The organism is Micromonospora sp. WMMB482, assembly GCF_019038635.1.
Lineage (GTDB): Bacteria > Actinomycetota > Actinomycetes > Mycobacteriales > Micromonosporaceae > Micromonospora > Micromonospora marina.
Genome location: NZ_JAHOPD010000020.1, coordinates 6,538,738 through 6,563,925 on the forward strand (window position 1 = coordinate 6,538,738; position 25,188 = coordinate 6,563,925).

A 25,188-nucleotide genomic window follows, 5' to 3' on the forward strand; every position below is an offset into this window, starting at 1 on the left:
CGCGCCGGTGCCAGACTCGCCTCATCACGCGGACCGTACGGCTGGAAGACCGGTCCGACGAAGGATTTCAGGTCCACCCGGCGTGGCCGCCCGGCGCGCTCCACCCCTACCCGGCGAGACGCGGGCGGAGGGCGGCTGTCTCCGGCAGGGGTGGCGGTGTCGGGCCGCACCGGCGTTTCCAGGCCCGCGCCGCGTACAAGGAGGGCTTACGCGCAGGTGCTGGTTCAGCAAGAGGAACAGATCACCCGTCTGCGGCGCGTGTTCAACGCCTGCGAGGAGCAGCAGCGCGGACACGTCGCGCTGGTCACCGGAGCCGTGGGCAGCGGCAAGACCAGCCTGCTGGAGTCGTTCGGCGAGTGGACGGCCGCCTCCCGCGGGCAGGTGATGAGCGCGACCGGTTCACGAGCGGAGCGCGGTCTCCACCTGGGAGTCGTCGGGCAGCTCTTCCACAGTGCACGACTCGCCCCGGAGGCCGCCGCCCACGTCGAGAAACTGCTGCGCGACGCCACCTCCGCGGTGCCGCTGCCCGAAGTCGGCGGCGAGGCGTCCGCCGGAGACCGGGCCTGGGCGCCCCTGCTGCACGGCCTCTTCACCACCCTGGTCGACCTGACGGCCAACGGGCCCCTGATCCTCCTCGTCGACGACGTGCACCACGCGGACCCGGCCTCGCTGCACTGCCTGCTCTACGTGACCCGGCGGCTGCGCCACGCCCGGATCATGGTCGTGCTCGCGGAGGCGTCGACGCTGCGCCCGCCGCACCCGCTGTTCCGCGCCGAGCTGCTCAGCCAGCCGCACTTCTCCCGGATCGGCCTGCCACCGCTGACCGTCGACGCCGTCGCCCGGCTGGTCGAGGGCGCCGTCGAGGACGCTGACGCCCGCAGGACCGCGGAACACTACGTACGGATGACCGGAGGCAATCCACTGCTCACCCGGGCGCTGCTCGACGAACGGGCCGGTGGCGAGGGCAGCGACCACGACGTTCCGTCCGTCGGTGACGCGTTCGACCAGGCCGTGCTCGGGTGCCTCTACCGCCACGAGCCCGGGGTACGCCGGGTGGCCCAGGCGCTCGCCGTGCTCGACCGGCCCGCGTCGACCGAACTGCTCGGCCACCTCCTCGACGTGATGCCCACGACCACGGTCCCGGCGGTGCGGGTGTTGCGTACCTCGGGTCTGATGGAGTGCGACCAGCTACGCCACTCGCGCATCCTGCACTCGATCCTCGCTGACATGTCGGCCGACGAGCGGCGCGGCCTGCACCAGCGGGCCGCCGAGGTGCTGCACGACCGCGGCGCCGAGGCGAGCGTGGTCGCCGAGCACCTCGTGGCCGCCGGTGCGACGGTGGCCGGCTGGCGGGTGCCGGTGCTCCAGGACGCCGCCGGTCACGCGCTCTCGTCCGGCCGGCCCGACGTGGCGGCAGCCTGCCTGCGGCTGCTCGCCAGCGCGCCGGTGGACGAGCGGCAACGCACCGCCACCACCGAGATGCTGGTGAATGCCCGCTGGCAGCTCAACCCGTTGACGGTGAACGGGCAGCTGACGGAGCTGGTGCAGACGGCGCGGGCCGTCGGCTGGTCCACCGATGCGAGCCTCTCCGCCGTGCCGTACCTGCTCTGGCAGGGCCGCGTCGACGAGGCTGCCGAGGCCGTCAGCGGCTTCTCGGCGGACGAGGAGCAGGCTCCGGCCGCCCCGCCCGGCCGCCTGCGGATCATGCAGCTTCTGGTCTCCCTCTCCCACCCGGACCACCTGGCGAGCGTACGGCAGACCCCGGCCACCTGGAGCCGCGCGGCCAGCGCCCCGACCACCGTCAGCCCGCTCCTGCAGGCGGTCACGGTGCTCGGCACCGCGCTGACGCCGACCGCCGACAACGACACGGTGCCGACCGCCGAGCAGATCCTGCAGCGCCACCACACGGACGACGGCGCCCTCGGCCTGCTGACCGCGCCCCTGCTGGCGCTGCTCTGGGCCGGCCGGTCGGACCGGGCCGCGGTCTGGGGCGACGTGCTGCTCGACCGGCCGGTGGTTCAGCACGCGCCGGGCTGGCGGGCGGTGATCCGGGCGATCCGGGCGGAGGCGGCCCTGCGCGTCGGCGATCTGCCCGGTGCCGAGCACCACGCCCGCGCGGCCCTGGAGGACATGCCCGCTCCCGCCTGGGGAGTGGCGATCGCCGGACCGCTGTCCACCCTGATCGCATCCGCGACGGAGTCGGGCCGGTTCGCCGAGGCCGACCGGTGGCTGGCCCACCCGACCCCGCCCGGCATGCTCCGCACCCCATTGGGCCTGCACTACCTGGCCGCACGCGGCCGGCACCACCTGGCCGTACGCCGGCCGCACGCCGCCACCACCGACCTGCGGCGCTGCGGCGAGCTGATGCGCACGTGGGGGATCGACGCGGCCGGACTGGTGCCGTGGCGGCTGGAGCTGGCCCGGGTGCAGCTCAGCGTCGGCAACAAGACGCAGGCCATGCAGCTCCTGCAGGAGCAACTGCGGGTGCCGCACGGGGTCGACGACCGGACCCGGGGCCGCACGCTGCGCCTGCTCGCCACCACCGCCGCCCAGGACCACCGGCGCAAGCTGCTCTCCGAGGCGGTCAACCTGCTTCAGTCCAGCGGCGACCGGTTGGAGCTCGTCCGTGCCCTCGGCGACACCGGTCAGACGCTCCAGCGCGCCGGAGAGTCCGCCCGCGCCCGGCTGCTCGTCCGCCGCGCCTACCAGCTCGCGCAGGACTGCGGGGCGTCGGTGCTGGCTCAGCGGCTGATCCGCCGGGAGCCGGGCAGTGGGCTGCCGGCGTACCCGGCCGCCGCCGAACTCCAGGAACCGGAAGACGGGCTGAGCGACGCCGAGCGGCGCGTTGCCGCGCTGGCCGCACAGGGCCACACCAACCGCCAGATCTCCAGCAAGCTCTTCATCACGGTGAGCACTGTCGAGCAGCACCTGACCCGGGTCTACCGCAAGCTCGACGTGAAGCGCCGGACCGACCTGCCGTCCCGGCTCGCCGTGTACGCCGAGACGCTGGCCGACGAGACACAGAGCGCCACGTCCTGACCGGCTGTCGCAGGGGCGCGGTGACCACCGGCCCCCTGCGACACAGGGCAGAGGCGAGGGCCCGAACCGCAGGAGCGGCTCGGGCCCTCGCGGACCGCATCCCGGGCGGGGTCAGTCCATGGCGCGACGCATGAAGCCACGCATGCCGATCGCCGAGAACGCCACGAAGACCCCGGTGAGGACACACATGCACAGCCAGAGCGGCAGCGACTCGACCCCCGGCGGGCCGACGAGCGACCGGGTCGCCTCGCTGATGTAGGTCAGCGGGTTCAGCGAACAGATCACCTGATACCAGCGCAGCGAGTCCAGGCCGAGCAGCGGGAACTGGGTGGCACCGGTGAACATGATCGGGGTCATCACCACGGTGAACATGATCTGGATGTGCTGCGTGGGCACCAGGGTGCCGAAGGCGAGACCGACCGCCGCGCCGACCAGCGCGCCGATCGCCAACACCCCGACCACCTTGAGCACCACCGCCCAGGGCCAGGTGACGCCGAGCATGAGCATGCCGACCGGGATCAGCACCACACCGGCGATCAGGCCACGGATGCCCCCGAAAACGATCTTCTCCAGCGCCACCAGCGGGGTCGCCATGGGCGCCAGGAGGCGGTCCTCGATCTCCCGGGTGAAGGAGAAGTCCATCATCATCGGCAGCGCGGTGTTCTCCAGGCCGATCAGGAAGGCGTTCAGCGCGATGACGCCGGGCAGCAGCACGTTGGAGAAGTCGTCGCTGGCGTAACCCAGGTCGCTGAGCACCTTGCCGAAGATCAGCAGCATGAACAGCGGCTGGATGAAGACCTGAAGCAGGAAGCCGACCAGCTCCCGGCCGGTGACGAACAGGTCCCGCGAGAGCACCGCGCGGAAGGTGGCAAGCTGGTCCAGCGCGCTCACCGGCGGCGGCGCCGCGGCCGGTGACGGCGCGGACGGGGGGGCGGGGGCGGTGACGCTCACCGAAGTTCCCTTCCGGTCAGGTGGATGAAGACATCTTCCAGACTGGGCTGGCCGATGTTGAGGTCACGAACCTCGCAACCCAGGTCGGCGAGGATCTTCATCGCCATCGGGATGGCGTTGGCCGGCTGACCGCTGGTGTAGACACGGAAGGACAGGGGGGCGTCCGAGTCGGCGGGGGCATCCGGGACCGGGGCGGGCATCGGCATCGCCGGCATGCCGGGAAACGCCGGCGCGGCGACGGGCACCTTGGCGGTCATCTTGAAGTGTTCCACCTGCTCCACGTCGGGGATCGCATCGAGCGCGGCCCGCACCTCCTCGGCGGAGGCGCCGGGGGTCACCACGAGGGTCAGGGTGCTGCTGCCCGGCAGCGTACGGGTCAGCGCGGACGGCGTGTCCATGGTGAGCAGCTTGCCGTGGTCGACGATGCCGACCCGGTCGCAGAGCTTCTCCGCCTCGTCCATGTCGTGTGTGGTGACCACCACTGTCACGCCGTCCCGTTTCAGCTCGGCGATCCGGTCGTGCACGAAGAGCCGGGACTGCGGGTCGAGGCCCGCCGACGGCTCGTCGAGGAAGAGCACCCGGGGCGAGTGCATCAGCGCGCGGGCGATCATCGTCCGCTGGGCGAGGCCGCCCGACAGGAAGTCGGTGCGGTGGTTCGCGAAGTCCTTGAGCCCCATCTGGTCCAGCAACTCGTCCGCCCGCCGGATGCGCTGCGCCCGGGGCACCCGGTGGTAGGCGGCGTGGAACAGCAGGTTCTGCCGGACGGTCAGCGCCCGGTCCAGGTTCACCCGCTGCGGTACGACCGCCAGCAACTGCCGGGCGGCGGCGGGCGAGCCGATCACGTCTGCGCCGCACACCCGGGCCCGGCCCGAGGTGGCCCGCACCCGTGTGGTCAGCACCCCGATCGTCGTCGTCTTGCCCGCACCGTTCGGCCCGAGCAGGCCGAAGACCTCACCGGCGGCGACGGAGAAACTCAGCCCGTCCACCGCCGGTGGCATGTTGGGCTGGTACCGCTTGACCAGCTCCGTGACCACCACTGCCTCGTCCACGTCGTCATGCTCCGTCCTGGAACGTCGGTCCGATAGATGTATGTGCGCTGATAGGGGGCGCTAGGGGCACGCCAGGGGCGGAACCGGTCACAGGCCCCGTGCGGCCAGCCAGCGCTGGACCGTGCCGGCGAGTTCCGGCCCCCGGTCGGCGACCATGCTGAAGTGGTCGCCAGCCGCGTCGACAGCCTCGTGCGGGTAGGGCCAGCGCGACCGCCAGCCGTCCGGTTCGCCGTCCCACTCCCCCAGCGGCTCGGTGGCCCGCACCAGCAGGGTCGCCGCGTCCATCTCGGTCGGCTGCCAGTCCAGAAACAGCGGCAGGTAGCCCGCCCACGCCGTCGTCCGCCAGTCGTCCATCGGCGTGTACGCGGTGTCCCGGTCGATCATCCCGTCGAGAAGCTGCGGCACCCACCCGCCGAGCACCTCGCTGTCGGCCGGGTAGGTGTCCATGAGCACCACCGCGTCCGGCGGGCGGCCCTGGCGTTCCAGCTCCCCGGCGAGCAGGTTGGCAACCATCGCACCACCGGAGTGACCGGCCACCACGAACGGGCCGGCGCCGACGGTACGCAGCACCGTGTCGGCGTGCACCCGCAGCAGCGCGTCGAGGTCGGCGGGAAGCTCCTCACCCACGCCGAACCCGGGGTTGGGCAGGGCCCACACGTCACGTACGCCCCGGAAGCCGGCGGCCAGCCGGGCGTACTCGTGCGCGCCGGAGAGCAGCGACATCGTGCAGCAGCACACCAACTGCGCCCGGGCGCCGCCCTCGGCCAGCCGGAGGATACCGGCCGGGCGGGTGAGCTGCGCCGGCTCGCGGAAGCTCGGGCGGAACTGGGCGAGCTTGACCAGCAGTTCGGCATACCCGGCCGGGTTCTCGCGCGCCTTCGGCTGGTTGAACAACCCGCCGAGCAGTCCGCCGCCGGCACTCTCCCCGGCAGGTCCACCGGCGTCGTCCGCGCCGTCCCCGGCCGCCGCCGCGCCGAGGAGCCGGCCGAGCAGGTGAACGGCCAGCGCCGTAGGGGTGGGATGGTCGAAGAGCAGGGTCGCCGACAGCTCCGCCCCGGTCTCCTGGCGCAGCGCGTCGCGCAGTTCCAGTGCGGTCAGCGAGTCGAAGCCGAGTTCCAGGAAGTCCCGGTCGGCCTCGACCGCGTTGGGCGAGGCGTGCCCGAGGACGGTGGCCACGCGTGCCCGGACCAGGTCCAGCAGGATCCGGTGCCGGTCGCCGGCCGGAACGCCGGCCAGCCGCTCGCACAGCGCGCGGGCGGGATCGGTCGCGGCATCGCCGGCCTCCGGCTCCGCGCCGACCGTCGCCTCGGGCACGCCGCGCAGCAGAGCGCTGGGCCGTACGGCGGTGAAGGCCGGCACGAACGCGGGCCAGTCGAGGTCGGCCACGGCCAGTTGGTCGTCGCCGCGGACCAGAGCCTGCCCCAGCGCGGACAGCGCCACGTCGGCGGGCAGCGGCCGGACCCCCCGGCGGCGCAACTGCGCCGCATCGGTGACCTCGTCCGCCCAGGGCACCCACGCGACGACGGTGGCCGGGCGGCCGGCGGCACGCCAGCCCGCGGCCACCGCCGCCAGCCCGGCGCCCACGGCGGCGGCGACCGCCGCTCCCCCGCTGCCCCAGACGGCGGCGGTCGAGGTGAAGACGACGAACTCGTCGACCGGCAGGCCGGCGCAGGCCCGCCCGAGCAGTTCCACGGCGGCGGTACGGGCGGCCACGGCGTCGGCCAGGTCGTGCGGGTCCAGCACCGCAACCGGGTCGCCGGCCCCGTCGGAGTCGGCGACGTGCAGGACGGTGCGGATCTCGCTGCCGGTGGCGGCCAGCCGGTCCAGCACCTCGGGCAGCCCGTCCAGGTCGCCGACGGCGGTGACTGCGACGTCCGGGCCGGGCGGGTCGGCATCCGCCACCGGCCCCACGAGGACGAGGTGCGACGCGCCGCGCTCGGCGAGCCAGCGCAGCAGGTGCGGGGTACGCACCTGCGCGGACCCGTGCACCAGGACCGCGCCGCGGGGCCGCCAGTCCGTATCGGTGGCGCCGGCCGGCGCCCGGCGGAGCCGCCGGGCATACACCCCGCCGGAGCGTACCGCCACCTGGTCCTCGTCGCCGCCGGACGCGACGACCCGGGCGAGCGCGGCGAGCTCGACGTCGTCCGGCTCCGCCGGCAGGTCGACCAGCCCGCCCCACAGGCGCGGCTGCTCCAGCGCCATCACCCGGCCCAGGCCCCAGAGGTACGCCCCGGCCACGCCGGGAGCGGCGTCGTGCGCGTCGACGGCCACCGCGCCCCGGGTCACGGTCCACATCGGCGTGCCGTTCCCCGCAGCGGCGAGGGCCCGCACCAGCGCGGCCGTCCCGGCGAGCGCGCCGGTTCCCGCGCCGGCCACCGGTTCCTCCGCCGCCAGCAGCGAGACCACGACCGACCAGGTGCCGTCGGCGAGCGAGGCCTGGGCGACAGCGTCCAGGTCGTCTCCCACCGTGACCAGCGTCGGGTCCAGGCCCTCGGCGCGCAGCGCGGTGAGCACCGCGGTGGCGTCGGTGCCGACCCCGGCCACCAGCAGGCATCGGCCGGCCGGCGTGGTACGGGCGGAGGACAGGTCGACGCGTTCCCAGTCGGCGCGGTAGCGCAGCCCGTCCAGCTCCGATCCGCGACGCCGCCGGTCCCGGTAGGAGGCGAGGGCGGGCAGCACGTCGGCGAGCGCGTCCTGCCGGTCGACCGGCAGACCGAGCGCGGCGGCCAGCTCGGCCGGTCGTCCCTGCGCCACGGCCGCCCAGAACTCCTCGTCCTCCCCGGTCGCGGCGGGCGGGACGAAATCCACTGTGGGCGGATCCGGCCAGAAACGCTCGCGGTGGAAGGCGTAGGTGGGCAGTTCGACGCGCGCGGCGTCGCTGCCGCCGAAGGGAGCCGCCCAGTCGACCCCGGCACCGCGCAGGTCGACCGCGGCCAGCCCGGCGAGCAGCGTGGTCGCCTCCGGCTGGTCCCGGCGGGCGAGCGGCACGAAGGCCGCCGGTTCCATGTCGGGCAGGCACTCCCGGGCCAGCACGGTCAGGGCGCTGTCGGGGCCGAGTTCCACGAAGGTTCCGACGCCGCCGGCGGCGAGGGTGGCGACGCCCGCGTGGAAACGGACGGTGTCCCGGACGTGGTCGACCCAGTAGCCCGGGTCCGTGGCCTGGGCGGCGGTGAGCGGCTCGCCGGTGCGGTCGGAGACGATCGGAAGGTTCGGCGGGTGCCACGCGGCCTTCTCCGCGACGATCCGGAAGTCGGCCAGCATGGCGTCCATCCGGGCGGAGTGGAAGGCGTGGCTGACCCGCAGCCGACGGGACCGCCGGTCCTCGGCGGACAGCCGCCGCCCCACCGCGAGCACGGCCTCCTCGTCGCCGGAGAGCACCACCGACCGGGGGCCGTTCACGGCGGCCAGGGACACCCGCTCGTCGAGTAGCGGGACCACCTCCGCCTCGGACGCCTGCACCGCCAGCATCGCCCCACCGGGCGGCAACTGCTGCATGAGCCGGGCCCGGGCGGCCACCAGGGTCGCCGCGTCGGCCAGCGACAGCACTCCGGCGACGTGTGCCGCGGCCAGCTCGCCGACCGAGTGGCCGAGCAGAAACTGCGGGCGTAGCCCCCAGGCGGTGACCAGCCGGTATGCGGCGACCTCGTAGGCGAACAGCGCCGGCTGGGTGAACTCGGTACGGTCCAGCAGATCCGCGCCGGGCGAGTCGGCCTCGGCGAAGACCACCTCCCGCAGCGGCCGGCTCAGGTGCCGGTTCAGCTCGCCGGCCACCTCGTCGAAGGCGGCGGCGAAGACCGGGAACCGGCGGCACAGCTCGGCGCCCATGCCGAGGCGCTGGGAACCCTGCCCGGTGAAGAGGAACGCGACCTTGCCGGCCGGGCGGGCCACGCCTCGCACCACGCCGGGGGTGTCGCGCTCCTCGGCGACCGCGTGCAGGCCGGCCCGCAGCGCGTCGCGGTCCCCGCCGATCACCGCTGCCCGGTACGGCAGGGCCGCCCGGGTGGTGACCAGCGAGTACGCCACGTCGGCGGGGGTCAGCTCGGGGTGATCGGCCAGATGCGCCAGCAGCCGTCGCGCCTGCCCGGCCAGGGCCGGTGCGGAGCGGGCCGAGACGATCCACGGTACCGGCGGGGCGGGCGTACCGGCCGGCCGGACGTCGTCGGTGTCCGTCGCGGCGGCCTGCTCGATGACGACGTGTGCGTTGGTGCCGCTGATGCCGAACGCGGAGACCCCGGCCCGGCGTGGCTGCCCGGTCTCCGGCCATGGCTGCGGGCCGGTCAGCAGGGACACCGCCCCGGCCGACCAGTCGACGTGCGGGGTGGGCTCGTCCACGTGCAGCGTGGGCGGCAGCACCCCGTGCCGCATCGCCAGCACCATCTTCATCACCCCGGCCACACCCGCCGCCGCCTGCGTGTGCCCGATGTTCGACTTCACCGAGCCGAGCCACAACGGCCGGTCGGCGGACCGACCCTGCCCATACGTCGCAATCAGCGCCTGCGCCTCGATCGGATCACCCAACGTGGTGCCCGTACCGTGCGCCTCGATGGCATCCACCTGGTCGGCACCCAGCCCCGCGTTCGCCAGAGCCTGCCGGATCACCCGGCGCTGCGACGGGCCGTTCGGAGCGGTCAGCCCACTGCTCGCACCGTCCTGGTTGACGGCACTGCCGCGCAGCACGGCGAGGACCGGGTGGCCGTTGCGGCGGGCGTCGGAGAGCCGCTCGACGAGCAGCATGCCGGCTCCCTCGGACCAGCCGGTGCCGTCGGCGGCGGCGGCGAACGACTTGCACCGGCCGTCGGTGGACAGGCCCCGCTGCCGGGAGAACTCCACGAAGACGGTCGGGGTGGCCATCACCGACACCCCGCCGACCAGCGCCATCGTGCATTCGCCCAGCCGCAGCGCCTGGCAGGCGAGGTGCAGCGCGACCAGCGACGAGCTGCACGCGGTGTCCACGGTGACCGCCGGCCCCTCCAGCCCGAGAGCGTAGGAGATCCGGCCGCTCGCCACGGCGGCGGCGCTGCCGGTGCCGAGGTAGCCCTCGACGCCGCCGGTGACCCCGGTGAGCAGGGCCGCGTAGTCACCCTGGCTGCTGGTGGCCGCATAGACGCCGGTGGGCGCGCCGCGCAGCCGGGTGGGGTCGATGCCGGCCCGCTCGAACGCCTCCCAGGCGGTCTCCAGCAGCAGCCGCTGCTGCGGGTCCATGGCGAGGGCCTCGCGGGGGCTGATGCCGAAGAACGCCGGGTCGAAGTCCCCGGCGGAGTAGAGGAACCCGCCCTCCCGCACGTACGACGTGCCCCGGCTGTCGGGGTCGGGGTCCGGGTCGTAGAGCGCGCCCAGGTTCCAGCCCCGGTCGTCCGGGAACGCCGACATCGCGTCGCCGCCGGCGGCCACCAGGTCCCACAGTTGCTCGGGTGACCCGACACCGCCGGGGAACCGGCAGCTCATGCCGATGATCGCCACCGGTTCGCTGAGCGCGGCGGTGAGCTGCTGGTTCTGCTGCTTGAGCTTCTGGTTGTCGAGCAGGGACGCACGCAGCGCGCCGACGACCTCGTCCAGGGAAACATTCATCGGGCGCTCCTCAGGGCCGGCCGGTTCACGAGTCGGAGCCTTCCAGGGCCATCCGGACCAGGCCGGCGACGTCGAGTTCGCGGATCTGGGTCTCGGGTGCGGACGACGTGACCGGGACGGCGGACGCCACGGCCGGCGTGCCGGCACTCGTACGGGCCAGCTGGAGCAGCTGGTCGAGCAGGCCCGCCTGCCGCAGCTCGTCGAGCGGGATCGCGGCGAGGGCCCGGCGCACGGACTCCTCGTCGCCGTCGTCCCCCGCACCGTCCGCGAAGAGCTGCTCGTACAGGTGGCCGGCCAGGCCGTCCGGGGTGGGGTAGTCGAAGACGACTGTGGTGGGCAGGTCGTGCCCGGTCGCCGCGGTGAGCAGGTTGCGCAGTTCCACGGCCGTGAGCGAGTCGAAGCCGAGGTCCAGGAAGCCCCGGTCGGTCTCGATCGCTTCAGCGGAGGGGTGGCCGAGCACCTTCGCCGCGTCGACCCGCACCATCTCCAGCAGTGCGGCCCGCCGCTCGTCGTCCGGCAGCGCCCGCAGCCCGGCGAGCAGATCCCGGGCACCGGGCGCGACCGCTTCCGGCGCCTCGGCGGGGGCGGCGGCCAGCCCGCGTACGGCCGGCAGGTCGGCCAGCAGCGGACTGGGCCGCAGCGAGGTGAACAGCGGCTGGAAGGTGGCCCAGTCGACGTCGGCGACGGTGACGCAGCTGTCGCCGACCGCCAAGGCGTGCCGCAGCCCGGCCATCGCCACGCCGGGCGGCATCACCTGGAGGCCGCGGCGACGCAGTTGCTCCGCCGCACCCTCGGTGTACATGCCCGACTCGGTCCACGGTCCCCAGGCGATGGAGGTGGCCGCCCGGCCCCGGCCGCGTCGCCGCTCGGCGAGCGCGTCCAGGTAGGCGTTACCGGCCGCGTACGCGCCCTGTCCGCCGCTGCCCCACACCGCCGAGATGGACGAGAAGAGCACGAACGCGTCCAGTTCGGCGTCGCCGAGCAGCTCGTCGAGGTGTTCGGCGCCGCAGGCCTTCGGGGCGATGACGTACGCCAGATCCTCCAGGGTGGTGTCGGCCAGCGGCACCACCTCGCTGACCCCCGCGGCGTGCACCACCGCGCGCAGCGGCGGCCCCTCCCGCCGGAGATCGGCCAGGAGGTCGGTCACGGCGGCGCGGTCGGCGGCGTCGCAGCGGACCACCCGGCAGTCCACGCCGAGCCCGGCCAGTTCGGAGATCAGCTCGGCGGCGCCCGGGGTGCCGGTCCCCCGCCGGCTGGTCAGCACCACCCGTTGCGCGCCCTCGGCGGCCACCCAGCGGGCCACGTGCCCACCGAGCGCACCGGCGCCTCCGGTGATCAGCACCGTGCCCCGGGGCTGCCACGGCGTGAGTTCCCCGTCGGTGGTGGTGGCCGGTACGAGCCGCCGCACCAGCACCCCGGACTCGCGGACGGCGAGCTGGTCCTCCACGCCGCCGCCGGTGAGGATGCCGCCGAGACGCATCGCCGTCCACGGCTCCAGGTCAGTGGGCAGGTCGACCAGCCCGGCCCAGCGGGCGGGCTGCTCCAGCGCGGCCACCCGGCCCAGGCCCCACAGCATCGCCTGCCGCGGGTTGGCCGGGACGTCGCCGTCGCCGAGGCCGACGGCGCCCTGGGTGACGCACCAGAGCCGGACCGAGGCATCGAGGTCGACGAGCTGCTGGAGCAGGTGCACGGTCGCGGCGAGGCCGCGCGGCAGCGCCGGGTGCTCGGCGTGCGGGGCGTCGTCCAGGCCGAGGAAGGACAGGATCGACAGCGGCCCGTCGCCCGCGCCGAGCGCCTCGGTGAGCACGTCGGCGAACCCGCCGCACAGCTCCTCGGAGTCGGCGGCGGTGTCCAAGGGCACGATGCTCACCTCGGCACCCAGGGCCCAGGTGCAGGAGTGCAGGTCGGGGTCGTCCGCCCGGTTGGCGGGCAGCAGCACCAGCCACCGCCCGGGGTTCTGCTCCTGCGAGGTCTCCGCGATGGGCTCCCAGACCGCCCGGTAGCGGGTGCCGTCGACCAGGGCCTGCTCCCGGCCGCGCCGGCGCCACGCCGACAGGGCGGGCAGCACGGTGCCGAACGGCTGGTCGCGGTGCACGTCGAGGTCGCGGGCCAGCGACTCTAGGTCCTCGGCCTCGACCGCGGCCCAGAAGCGGCGCTCGACCTCGGTGGCCTCGTCGGCGGCCACGAGGGCGGCCCAGGGCGCCGGCTCCGGCCAGTAGCGCTGCCGGTCGAACGCGTAGGTGGGCAGCTCGACCCGCTGGGCGCCGGTACCGGCGTAGAGGACGGACCAGTCCGGGGAGACGCCGTGGGTGTGCAGCGCGGCGAGCGCGCGCAGCAGGGTGGTCGGCTCGGCGCGGTCCCGGCGCAGGGCGGGCACCACCAGTGGGGCCCGGCCGCCGGCCGGGGCCTCGGCCAGGACGGCCTGGGCGAGGGCGGTGAGCACCCCGTCCGGGCCGATCTCGACGTAGCCGGTGACGTTGCGCTCGCGCAGTGCCAAGACGGCGTCGGCGAAGCGTACCGCCTCGCGGGCGTGGCGCACCCAGTAGCCCGGAGCGCCGATCTCCGCCGCGTCGACCGGCGCGCCGGTGACGGTGGAGACCATCGGGACGCTCGGAGCCGCGTACCGCAGCCGTCCGGCGACGGCGGCGAGGTCGTCGAGCACCGGATCCATCAGCGGACTGTGGAACGCGTGGCTGACCGCCAAGCGCCGGACCCGGACGCCCCGGGCAGCCCACTCGGCGGCCAGTTCCTCGACGGCGTCGCCGGCCCCGGACACCACGACCGCGGCGGGGCCGTTGACGGCCGCGACGGAGACCCGGTCGGCCCGCTCGCCGAGCGTGGCGGTCACCTCGGCCTCGGTGGCGGCGACGGCGAGCATCGCCCCCCCGGCCGGCAGCGCCTGCATCAGCCGGCCCCGGGCGGCGACCAGCTCGGCGGCGTCGGCCAGGGAGAGCACACCGGCGGCGTGGGCGGCGGCGATCTCGCCGATCGAGTGCCCGGCGACGGCGTCGGGGCGGACCCCCCACGCCTCGAACAGCCGGAACAGCGCCACCTCCACGGCGAACAGCGCCGGCTGGGTGAATTCGGTGCGGTCCAGTGCCTCGGCCTCGGGCGTGCCGGGCTCGGCGAAGAGCAATGGCTTGAGCGGGCGGGGCAGGTGCGCGTCGAGGGCGGCGCAGGCCTCGTCCAGGGCGGCGGCGAAGACGGGGAACGCCTCGGCCAGCTGGCGCCCCATCCCGGCCCGCTGGGCGCCCTGCCCCGAGAACAGGTACGCCACCTTCGGCCGGGGCACCGCCACGCCGGTGACCACCAGCGGCGCGTCCTCGCCGGCGCCGAGGGCGCGCAGCCCGGCGCCCAGCGCGATCCGGTCGGTGGCCAGCACGACGGCCCGGTGTTCCAGGGCGGCCCGGGCGACGGCCGACGACCAGCCGACGTCGACCGTACGTGGCGCCTCCAGCCCGGTGAGCTGCTCGGACCAGCGCTGCGCCTGGGCGGCCAGCGCGAACCCCGAACGGCCCGACAGCAGCACCGGCACCACCGGCAGCCGCGCCGGGTCACCCGTCGGCTGCTCGGCTTCGACCGGCTCCGGGGCCTGCTCCAGGATGGTGTGCGCGTTGGTGCCGCTGATGCCGAACGAGGAGACGGCGGCGCGGCGCGGGTGGTCGGTGACCGGCCACGCGCGGCCCTCGCCGAGCAGTTCGACCGCGCCGACGCTCCAGTCCACCTGGTCGGTCGGCTCGTCGACGTGCAGGGTCTGCGGCAGGTAGCCGTGCCGCAGCGCCAGCACCATCTTGATGATCCCGGCGACACCGGCGGCGGCCTGGGTGTGACCGATGTTCGATTTGATCGAGCCGAGCCAGAGCGGCTGCTCGGCGGGCCGCTCCCGGCCGTACGTGGCGAGCAGGGCCTGCGCCTCGATCGGGTCGCCGAGCTTCGTGCCGGTGCCGTGCGCCTCGACGGCGTCCACGTCGGCCGGGGCGAGGCCGGCGTTGGCGAGCGCCTGCCGGATCACCCGCTGCTGCGACGGCCCGTTCGGGGCGGTGAGGCCGTTGGAAGCGCCGTCCTGGTTGACGGCGCTGCCCCGGATGACCGCGAGCACCGGGTGACCGTTGCGGCGGGCGTCGGAGAGCCGCTCGACGAGCAGCAGGCCGAGGCCCTCGCCCCAGCTGGTGCCGTCGGCGGCGGAGGCGAACGCCTTGACCCGGCTGTCCGGGGCGAGGCCCCGCTGGCGGCTGAAGCCGACGAACACCCCGGGGGTGGACATGACGGTGACGCCGCCGACCAGGGCGAGGGAGCACTCCGAGCGGCGCAGCGCCTGGCAGGCCCAGTGCAGCGCGACCAGCGACGACGAGCAGGCGGTGTCGACCGAGACGGCGGGCCCCTCCAGCCCGAGGGTGTACGACACCCGGCCCGACAGGACGCTGCCGGCATTGCCGGTCATCAGGTGCCCCTCGGCGCCCTCGGCGCTGAACATCAGGTTGCGGTAGTCCTGGTAGTTGGTGCCGACGAATACGCCGGTGGCGCTGCCGCGCAGCGTGTGCGGGTCGATCCCGGCGCGCTCTACCGCCTCCCAGGACGCCTCCAGCAGCAGCCGCTGCTGCGGGTCCATGGCGAGGGCCTCGCGGGGGCTGATGCCGAAGAAGCCGGCATCGAAGTCGGTGGCGCCGGTGACGAAGCCGCCCTCGCGGGCGTAGCTGGTGCCCTCCTTTTCCGGGTCGGAGTCGAAGAGCCGGTCCAGGTCCCAGCCCCGGTCGGTGGGGAACTCCCCGATGGCGTCGCCGCCGGCGGCGAGGAGCTGCCACAGTTGCTCCGGGGTGTCCGCCCCACCGGGCAGTCGGCAGCTCATCGCCACGATGGCGATCGGGTCGTCGTCCTCGGCCGCGGCGGCCGGGGCGGGGGTGGTCGCGTCGGGGACGATCCCGGTGAGCAGTTCGCCGAGGTGCGCGGCGAGCACCGTCGGGTTCGGATAGTCGAAGGCGAGCGTCGCGGGCAGCCGCAGGTCGGTGGCGGCGGCCAAGAAGTTGCGCATGTCGACTGCCGTCAGCGAATCCAGGCCGAGGTCGCGGAAGGGCTGGGTGGCCGGGATGTCGTCGGCGGCGCCGTAGCCGAGGGCCGTCGCCGCGCACTGCCGCACCAGCTCCAGCAGTGTCGTGGTGCGCTCCCCCGGCGCGAGCGCGGCGAGTCGCCGGGCGAGGGCCGATGGTACGCCCGTCTCCTCCTCGGCGGCCTCCTGCCCGGCCGACTGCGTCGCCTCCTGGGCCTCGGCGAGTTCGCCGATCAGCGGGCTGGGCCGCACCAGGGTGAACGCGGGGGCGAAACGGGCCCAGTCGATGTCGGCGACGACTGTGGTGGGCTCGTCGCGGCGCAGCGCCCGGGCGAGGGCCTCGACGGCCAGTTCCGGGTCCATGCCGATCATGCCGCCCCGGCGCAGCCGTTCCTGGGCGCGTTCGTTCTCGGCAGGCAGGCCGGCCCCGCGCCAGGCGCCCCAGGCCACCGAGAGGGCTGGCAGTCCCTCGGCCCGCCGCCGCTCGGCGAGGGCGTCGAGGAAGGCGTTGGCCGCCCCGTACGCGCCCTGCCCGGCGTTGCCGGTGGTTCCGGCCACCGAGGAGAAGAGCACGAAGGCGTCCAGGTCGAGGTCGCGGGTCAGCTCGTCCAGGTGCAGCGCGGCGACGCACTTCGACGCGGCGACGGTGTGCAGGCGCTGCGCGGTGACGGTGTCGACGATGCCGTCGTCGAGGACGGCGGCGGTGTGCAGCACGGCGCTCAGCGGGGCGTCGGCGGGGACGGCGGCGAGCAGGTCGGCCACCTGTGCCCGGTCGGCGACGTCGCAGCGGGCCACTGTGACCCGTACGCCGAGGCCGGTCAGCTCCGCCTCCAGCTCGGCGGCGCCCGGGGCGTCCGGGCCGCGCCGGCTGGCCAGCAGGACGTGCGCGGCGCCGGAGCGGCCCGCCCAGCGGGCCAGATGCCCGCCCAGTCCGCCGGTGCCGCCGGTGATCAGCACGGTGCCGCGCATCCGCCGGGCGTCGTCCGCGGCGCCGGAGTCGGCCGGCTCGGGTTCGGTGATCCGGGTGAGGCGGCGGACGAAGACGCCGGAGGCGCGGACGGCGAGCTGGTCCTCGCCCCGGCCGGACTGCTTTGCGCCGTCGTCGCCGAAGGCGTCTTCGCCACCGCTGGCGCCGAGCGCCGCGCAGAGCAGCGCGCCGGCCTGCGCGTCGAGCACGTCGGGCAGGTCGAGCAGGCCGCCCCAGCGGGCGGGGTGTTCCAGGGCGACGGCGCGGCCGAGCCCCCAGACGGAGGCGGCGGCGGGGCGCGGCGCCGGGTCGTCGGCGCGGGCCACGACGGCTCCCCGGGTGGCGCACCACAGCGGTGCCTCGACGCCGAGCAGCCCGAGCGCCTGCACCAGCAGGGCGGTGCCCGAGACCGCCAGCGAGGTGGCCGGGTGCTCCGGGTGCGCCTGCTCGTCCAGGCCCAGCAGCGAGAACACGGCGACGGGTCCGTCCGGGCCGGTGAGCGCGGCGCTCAGCCGCTCGGCCAGCGCCGCCGGGTCGTGTGTGACGTCCAGCTCCACCGGGACGACGTCCGCGCCGAAGTTGCCGAGGGCCGACAGCACGTCGGTGACCAGCGGATCCTCGCCCAGCGCCGCGGGCACCGGCACGAGCCAGGTGCCGGCGAGCCAGGTCAGCGGCAGGTCGGGCAGGGGCCGCCAGGTGACCCGGTAGCGCCAGCGGTCGATGTCCGAGGCGGCGTCGGCCGCGGTGAGGAAGAGCGGCGGCGCGGGCCAGTACCGGTGGTGGTCGAAGGCGTACGTGGGCAGGTCGACGGTGGCCGCGGCGGGCAGCACCCTCGTCAGGTCGACGGGCAGGCCGACGGCATACGCGGTGGCGAGGTTGGTCAGCAGCCGGGTCGCGTCGTCGTCACCACGACGCAGACTGCCGATGGTGTGCCCACTCACACCAGCGTCGTCGAGGATCGCGGTGACCGGCATCGTCAGCACCGGATGCGGGCTGATCTCGACGAACGTGGTGTGCCCGGCAGCCACAGCCGTCCGCACGGCCGCGTCGAAGAGCACGGTCCGCCGCAGGTTGTCGTACCAGTAGTCAGCGGTCATCACCGCCGGATCCACCCAGTCCCCGGTGAGAGTGGACACGAGCCGGGTATGACCGGCCCGCGGACTGACACCGGCCAGGTCCGCCCGAAGCTGCTCGGCGACCTCCTGCACCGCGGGCGAATGCGACGCGTAGTCCACGGGGATCAGCCGGGCACGAACACCCTCGGCCCCGCACGCCCGCACAAGCCCGGCGACGTGCTCCGGCGGACCCGACACCACGACGATGGACGGGCCGTTGACCGCCGCGACCCCGACACCCGGAAACGCGGGCAGCCGCTCGGCCACCGCCTCGGCCGACAGGTCCACCGACGCCATCGTCCCGGTACCCCGCAGCACCGCCAGCGCACGCGACCGCAACGCCACCGTCTTCGCCGCGTCCTCCAGGCTCAGGATGCCCGCCACACAGGCCGCACCGATCTCACCCTGCGAGTGACCGATCACCGCGTCCGGAACCACACCCGCCGCACGCCACACCGCCGCCAGAGCGACACCGACGGCCCACAGCACCGGCTGCACCACCTCGACCTGGTCCAGCCACGACTCGTCCTCGCCCGTGAGCACCGACACGAGATCCACATCGAGATACGGCGCCAACGCCCGCCGACACTCCGACAGACACTCGTCGAACACCGGCGTACGACCCACCAGCCCCGCCGCCATCCGCGCCGACTGCGCACCCTGACCCGGAAACACGAAAACCGGACCCGCACCTGGACTCGACGCCACCCCCGTGACCACGTTCCCCGCCGGCTGACCAGTAGCGAAGGCATCCAGCCCGGCAAGCAATCCCTCGACAGACGACCCGACAACAACGACGCGATGATCAAACGCCGACCGGGTAGCCGCCAACGACCAACCCACCCCCAGCGGATCGATCCCACCCCGCTCACGCACGTGCCGCGCAAGCCGGACAACCTGACCGGCCAACGCCGACCCCGACCGCGCCGACACCGGCCAAACCACCACATCCGAAGCGACCAACCCCGCCCCACGCCCCCACGCACCCGACTCGACGAGCTCGGCCGACTGCTCGATGATCACGTGAGCGTTGGTGCCGGAGATGCCGAACGAGGAGACGGCGCCCCGGCGTACCCGGCCCGTCTCAGGCCACGGGCGTGCCTCCGTCACCAGTTCCACCGCGCCGGCCGTCCAGTCGACGTGCGGGGAGGGCGCGTCGACGTGCAGCGTCGCCGGCACGAGGCCGTGCCGGATGGCGAGCACCAGCTTGATCACGCCGGCCACGCCCGCGGCGGCCTGGGCGTGGCCGATGTTCGACTTCACCGAGCCGAGCAGCAGTGGCGGGGCCTCGTCACGGTCCTGCCCGTACGTGGCGATGAGCGCCTGCGCCTCGATCGGGTCGCCCAGCCTGGTGCCGGTGCCGTGCGCCTCCACCACGTCCACGTCGGTGGTGGAGAGCCGGGCGGAGGTGAGGGCCTGGCTGATGACCCGCTGCTGGGCCGGCCCGTTGGGCGCGGTCAGCCCGTTCGACGCGCCGTCCTGGTTGACGGCGGTGCCGCGGACCACAGCCAGGACGCGGTGGCCGTTGCGGCGGGCGTCCGACAGCCGCTCGACCAGCAGCCAGCCGACCCCCTCGGAGAACCCGGCGCCGTCGGCCGCGGCGGCGAACGACCGGCAGCGCCCGTCGGTGGAGAGTGCGCGCTGCCGGCTGGATCCGATGTAGAGGCCCGGGGTGGCCATCACGGTCACCCCGCCGGCCAGCGCCAGGTCGCACTCCCCCGCCCGCAGCGCCTGCACGGCGAGGTGCAGCGCCACCAGCGACGACGAGCAGGCCGTGTCGATGGAGACGGCCGGTCCTTCGAGCCCGAGGGCGTACGACACCCGGCCCGACGCGACGGCCGCCGCGCCCCCGGTCATCGAGTGCCCCTCGTCGCCGTCGGGCGACATCATCAGCAGGGTGCCGTAGTCCTGCCCGTTGGTGCCGACGAACACCCCGGTCCGGCTGCCGCGCAGCGAGGCGGGGTCGATGCCGGCGGCCTCGACCGCCTCCCAGGAGGTCTCCAGCAGCAGCCGCTGCTGGGGGTCCATGGTCAGCGCCTCGCGGGGCGAGATGCCGAAGAAGGCGGAGTCGAAGTCGCCGGCCCCGTCGACGAACCCGCCCTCCCGGGCGTACGAGGTGCCCGGGTGGTCGGGGTCGGGGTGGTAGAGGCGCTCCAGGTCCCAGCCCCGGTCGTCGGGGAAGGGCGCGACGGCGTCCCGGCCGTCCCGCAACAGCTCCCACAGGTCGTCGGGGTTGCGCACCCCGCCCGGCAACCGGCAGCTCATCGCCACGATCGCCACCGGCTCCAGTTCCTGGGACTGGGCCTCGCTGAGTCGGCGGCGGGTGTCGTGGAGATCAGCCATGACCCGCTTGAGGTAGTCGCGGAGCTTGTCTTCGTTGGCCATCGGAGTGCCGCTTCCTCGAAAGAGACGGGAGAGAGCTGAAGCTGGGGTCAGGAGATGCCGAGGTCCTTGTCCACCATCGCGAACAGTTCGTCGTCGGTGGCGTCGTCGAGGTGCCGGCCGATGTCGGCGCCACCGCTGTCCTGGCCGAGCCGGGAGAGCATCGCCTGCAGGCGTACGGTGGCCCGCACCCGGGCCGCCTCGTCCCGGGCGACCACGTCGAGGCCCTCGGCGATCCGGTCCAGATCGTCGAGGAGCGCGTTCGGGGTGACCACGTCGTCGTGGGCGACCTCGGCGTAGAGGTACTCCGCCAGGGTCGTCGGGGTCGGGTAGTCGAAGACCAGGGTGACCGGGAGGGCCACGGCGGTGGCCGCGCCGAGCCGGTTACGCAGCTCGACGGCGGTGACGGAGTCGAAGCCCAGCTCCCGGAACGCCCGATGCTCGTCCACGGAGTCGGCGGACGGGTGGTTGAGCACGGCGGCGACCTGACCACGGACCAGGCCGAGCAACACGGCGAACCGCTCGGCGGCGGGCAGCCCGGCGAGCCGCTCCCGCAACGACTCCGGGCCGTCGCCGGCCTCCACGCTGCCCATCGCCTCGGCGGCGGCGAGCCGCCGGACGTCCGGCAGGTCGCTGATCAGCGGACCGGGCCGGGTGGCGGTGAACGCGACGGAGAACCGTTCCCAGGCGATGTCGGCGATGGTGAGGAACGCCTCGCCATGGTCCACGGCCTGGTGCAGCGCGGTGATCGCCGCCTCCGGGGTCATCTCGGGTACGCCGTGGCGGTGCAGCAGCTCGCCGAGCGGCCCGTCGGCCATACCGCCGCCGGCCCACGCCCCCCAGGCGACGGAGGTGGCGGTGAGGCCGAGGCCCCGGCGGTGCTGGGCGAGCGCGTCGAGGAAGGCGTTGCTCGGGGCGTAGTTGCCGACGCCGGAGCTGGCCACGCTGCCGGCGAAGGACGAGAACATGACGAACGCGGACAGCTCGTGGTCGAGGGTCAGCTCGTGCAGGTTGTTCGCGACGTCGACCTTGGCCTGCAGCACCCGTTCGATCTGCTCGGGCCGGATGTCGTTGATCATGGCGTCGTCGAGGACGGCGGAGGCGTGCACGACCGCGGTGAGCGGGTACTCGGCGGGGATCGCCTCGATCAGCTCGGCCAGGGCGTCGCGGTCGGAGGCGTCGCACTCGACCACTGTGGCCTGGGCGCCCAGCGCGGTGAGGTCGTCCACGAGCTGCTGCGCGCCGGGCGCGGCCATGCCCCGCCGGCTGACGACGACGATGTTCTCCACACCGCTGCGGGCCAGCCAGCGGGCGGCGTGCCCACCGAGCGCGCCGGTGCCGCCGGTGACGAGCGCCGTGCCGTACGGCTGCCACGGGTTGGCGGGCTGGCTGTCGCCGAGCGGGACGCGGGTGAGCCGGCGGGCGAGCAGGCCACTCGGGCGTACCGCGATCTGGTCCTCGTCCCCGGCGGTGGTGAGGGCCGCGACCAGCAGGTCGGCACAGCGGTCCTCCACGGCCTCGGGCAGGTCCACGAGGCCGCCCCAGCGCTGCGGGTGCTCCAGCGCGGCGACCCGGCCGAAGCCCCAGACCAGCGACTGCGCCGGGGAGCGCAGCAGGTCGGCCATGCCTACCGACGCGGCGCCGGAGGTGACGCTCCACATCGGCGCGTGCAGGCCGATGTCGCCGAGGGCCTGGAAGAGCGCGACGGTGGCGGCGAAGCCGCCGGGCACGGAGGGGTACAGCGGGTGGGCCAGCTCGTCGAAGGCGAGCAGCGAGACCACGCCGGCGACGTCGGCGGTGGCGTCGCCGCCCGGTGCGGCGGCGAGCGCCTCCTGCAGCAGTTTGCCGAACTGGTCGCGGTCGACGTCAGGCGTGGAGACGGCCACCGGCACGAGCGTCGCGCCGGCCGCCGCGATCGCCTCGACGCAGGCGTCCTGCCAGGGCTCGATGATGTCGCCGGTCGGCATGACCACGATCCAGGTGCCGTCCATGCCCCGGTTGGCGACGCCGGTCAGGGGCTTCCAGGTGTCCTGGTAGCGCCAACTGTCGATGTCGGCCTGCCGGCGCCGCTGCCGGCGCCAGGAGGTGAGCATCGGCAGGGCCGGCAGCAGCGCGTCGAGAACCTCGTGTGCCGGGGTCTCCTCGGTGGCGATGGTCTCGGCGAGGGCCGTGACGTCCCCGCTCTCGACGGCGGCCCAGAAGCCCGCGTCGCCCGGGTCGCCGCTCATGCCCGACAGCAGGCTCTCCAGGTCGGGCCCGCCGCTGCCGTCGAGCCAGAACCGCTGGTGGTCGAAGGCGTACGTGGGCAGCGGCGCGACCTCGGTCTCGGCGAGGACGTCCGCCGGGTCGACGGGCAGGCCGACGGCATACGCGGTGGCGAGGTTGGTCAGCAGCCGGGTCGCGTCGTCGTCGCCCCGGCGCAGGCTGCCCAGGGTGTGCCCGCTCGCGCCGGTGTCGTCGAGGATCGCGGTGACCGGCATCGTCAGCACCGGGTGCGGGCTGATCTCGACGAACGTGGTGTGCCCGGCGGCGACCGCCGTACGGACGGCGGCGTCGAACTGCACGGTCTGCCGCAGGTTGTCGTACCAGTACTCCGCACCCATGGTGAGCGGGTCAGCCCACTCGCCCGTGAGGGTGGAGACCAGCCGGGTGTGGCCGGCCCGCGGGGTGACGCCGGCCAGGTCCGCACGGAGCTGCTCGGCCACCTGCTGCACCGCCTCGGAGTGCGACGCGTAGTCCACGGGGATCAGCCGGGCGCGGACGCCCTGCGCCTGGCACGCCTGCACGAGGTCGGCCACGGGCTGCGGCGGGCCGGACACCACGACGGTGGACGGCCCGTTGACGGCCGCGACACCGACACCCGGGAACTCCCTCAGACGCTCGGCAACCGCGTCGGCCGACAGGTCGATCGACGCCATCGTCCCGGTCCCCCGCAGCACCGTCAGCGCCCGCGACCGCAACGCCACTGCCTTCGCAGCGTCGTCCAGGCTCAGGATCCCGGCGACACAGGCCGCGCCGATCTCGCCCTGCGAGTGACCGATCACCGCGTCCGGGACGACGCCCGCCGCGCGCCACACGGCCGCCAGGGCGATGCCGACGGCCCACAGCACGGGCTGCACGACCTCGACCCGCTCCAGCCACGACTCGTCGTCACCGGTCAACACCGCGATGAGGTCCACGTCGAGGTACGGCGCCAGGGCCCGCTGGCACTCGGCCAGCTTCGCGTCGAACACCGGCGTACGACCGACGAGCCCGGCCGCCATCCGCGCCGACTGCGCACCCTGACCCGGGAACACGAAGACGGAACCTGCGCCGGCGCTGGTGACCGTACCGGTGACGAGGTTCCCCGCCGGCTGGCCGGCGGCGAGGGCGTCCAGCCCGGCCAGCAGCTCGTCGGCGGTCGACCCGACGACGGCGGCACGGTGGTCGAACGTCGAGCGGGTGGTGGCCAGCGACCAGCCGACCGCCGCCGGATCGATCTCGCCGCGCCTGCGCAGGAAGTCCGCGAGCCGGGCCGCCTGCCCGCCCAGGGCGGTCCTCGACCGGGCCGACACCGGCCAGAGGGCCACGTCCGAGGCGACCAGGCCCGGCCGGCGCGCGGGCTCGACGGCGCCGGTCCCGTCCGCCTGCCCGCCGTCGACGGTCACCGCCTCGGCGACGCGCGGGCGGTACTCCTCCAGGATGACGTGGGCGTTGGTGCCGCTGACCCCGAAGGAGGAGACGCCGCCGCGGCGGGGGCGGTCCAGTTCCGGCCACGGCTTGGACTCGGTGAGCAGGGAGACCGCCCCGGCCGTCCAGTCCACGTGCGGGGACGGCTCGTCGATGTGCAGGGTCTCCGGCATGACGCCGTTACGCAGCGCCATCACCATCTTGACCAGCCCGGCGACGCCGGCGGCGCTCTGGGTGTGGCCGATGTTCGACTTCACCGAGCCCAGCCACAGCGGACGGTCCGCCGGGCGGTCCTGCCCGTACGTGGCGATGAGCGCCTGCGCCTCGATCGGGTCGCCCAGGGTGGTGCCGGTGCCGTGCGCCTCGACCATGTCGACGTCGGCGGAGCCGAGCCGGGCGTTGGCGAGGGCCTGGCGGATGACCCGCTGCTGAGAGGGGCCGTTGGGGGCGGTGAGCCCGTTGGAGGCGCCGTCCTGGTTGAGGGCGCTGCCCCGGATCACGGCGAGGACCGGGTGGCCGTTGCGTTCGGCGTCGGCCAGCCGCTCCACGACGAGCACGCCGCCGCCCTCGCCCCAGCCGGTGCCGTCCGCGCCGGCCGCGAAGGCCCGGCACCGGCCGTCGACGGACATGCCGCGCTGCCGGGAGAAGACGACGAACACGCCGGGGGTGACCATGACGGTGACGCCACCGGCGATGGCCAGGTCACACTCGCCGCGGCGCAGGGCGTTCACGGCGAGGTGCAGGGCCACCAGCGAGGAGGAGCAGGCGGTGTCCACGGTGACGGCCGGGCCGTTGAGGCCGAGGGTGAACGAGATCCGTCCGGACGCCACGCTTGTGGTGTTGCCGGTGCCGATGTACATGTCGACGCCCTCGGGCACGTTCGGCAGACCCATGCCGTAGTTCGAGGTGCTCAGTCCGACGAAGACACCGGTGGAGCTGCCCCGCAGCGACAGCGGGTCGATGCCGGCCCGCTCGACGGCCTCCCAGGACGTCTCCAGCAGCAGCCGCTGCTGCGGGTCCATGGCGAGGGCCTCACGCGGCGAGATCCCGAACAGGGACGGGTCGAAGTCACCGGCGCCGTCGAGGAACCCGCCGATGCGGGTGTAGCTCTTGCCCGGCTTGTTCGGGTCGGGGTCGTAGAGCGCCTCCAGGTCCCAGCCCCGATCGTCCGGGAACTCGGTGAGCGCGTCCCGGCCGTCGGCGACAAGCTCCCACAGGTCCTCCGGCGACCGCACGCCACCCGGGAAGCGGCAGCTCATCGAGACGATGGCCAGGGGCTCCTGGTCGCGGGCCTCGACGGTCTGCAGCTTGCGCTTGGTGTCGTGCAGGTCGGCTGTCACCCGCTTCAGGAAGTACCGCAGCTTGTCGTCGCTCATCGGGTGGCCCCTGCCTCGGTCCGAAGGT

At 74.5% G+C, this 25,188-nt stretch carries 5 protein-coding genes and 1 pseudogene; 1 reads left to right on the plus strand and 5 read right to left on the minus strand.

Features of this window, described 5'->3' with window-relative positions; all coding sequences use genetic code 11:
* Positions 1 to 216: 216 nt before the first annotated feature.
* Complete coding sequence (locus KSK32_RS31535) at positions 217 to 3,039, plus strand: LuxR family transcriptional regulator (protein WP_216935461.1); 2,823 nt, start codon at positions 217 to 219, stop codon at positions 3,037 to 3,039.
* Between the two features lie 111 nt (positions 3,040 to 3,150).
* On the opposite strand, the gene KSK32_RS31540 is transcribed toward KSK32_RS31535, so the two are convergent.
* The 5 genes and pseudogenes from KSK32_RS31540 to KSK32_RS31560 form a co-directional block, all read right to left on the minus strand.
* Positions 3,151 to 3,990, minus strand: a complete 840-nt coding sequence (locus KSK32_RS31540; protein WP_216935463.1) for an ABC transporter permease — start codon at positions 3,988 to 3,990, stop codon at positions 3,151 to 3,153.
* The gene (locus tag KSK32_RS31545) at positions 3,987 to 5,039 is read right to left on the minus strand and encodes an ABC transporter ATP-binding protein (RefSeq protein ID WP_030498869.1); all 1,053 of its coding nucleotides are present in this window, start codon (positions 5,037 to 5,039) and stop codon (positions 3,987 to 3,989) included. The genes KSK32_RS31540 and KSK32_RS31545 overlap by 4 nt, the downstream gene beginning before the upstream one ends.
* 87 nt (positions 5,040 to 5,126) lie before the next feature.
* Positions 5,127 to 10,607: pseudogene (locus KSK32_RS31550) on the minus strand (type I polyketide synthase); the annotation flags it as partial.
* Positions 10,608 to 10,632: 25 nt separating this feature from the next.
* Positions 10,633 to 20,118: a type I polyketide synthase gene (locus KSK32_RS31555; protein ID WP_216935475.1), complete on the minus strand. Its 9,486-nt coding sequence runs from the start codon at positions 20,116 to 20,118 to the stop codon at positions 10,633 to 10,635.
* A gap of 47 nt (positions 20,119 to 20,165) precedes the next feature.
* Positions 20,166 to 25,160: a type I polyketide synthase gene (locus tag KSK32_RS31560; RefSeq protein WP_216935484.1), complete on the minus strand. Its 4,995-nt coding sequence runs from the start codon at positions 25,158 to 25,160 to the stop codon at positions 20,166 to 20,168.
* Positions 25,161 to 25,188 lie beyond the last annotated feature (28 nt).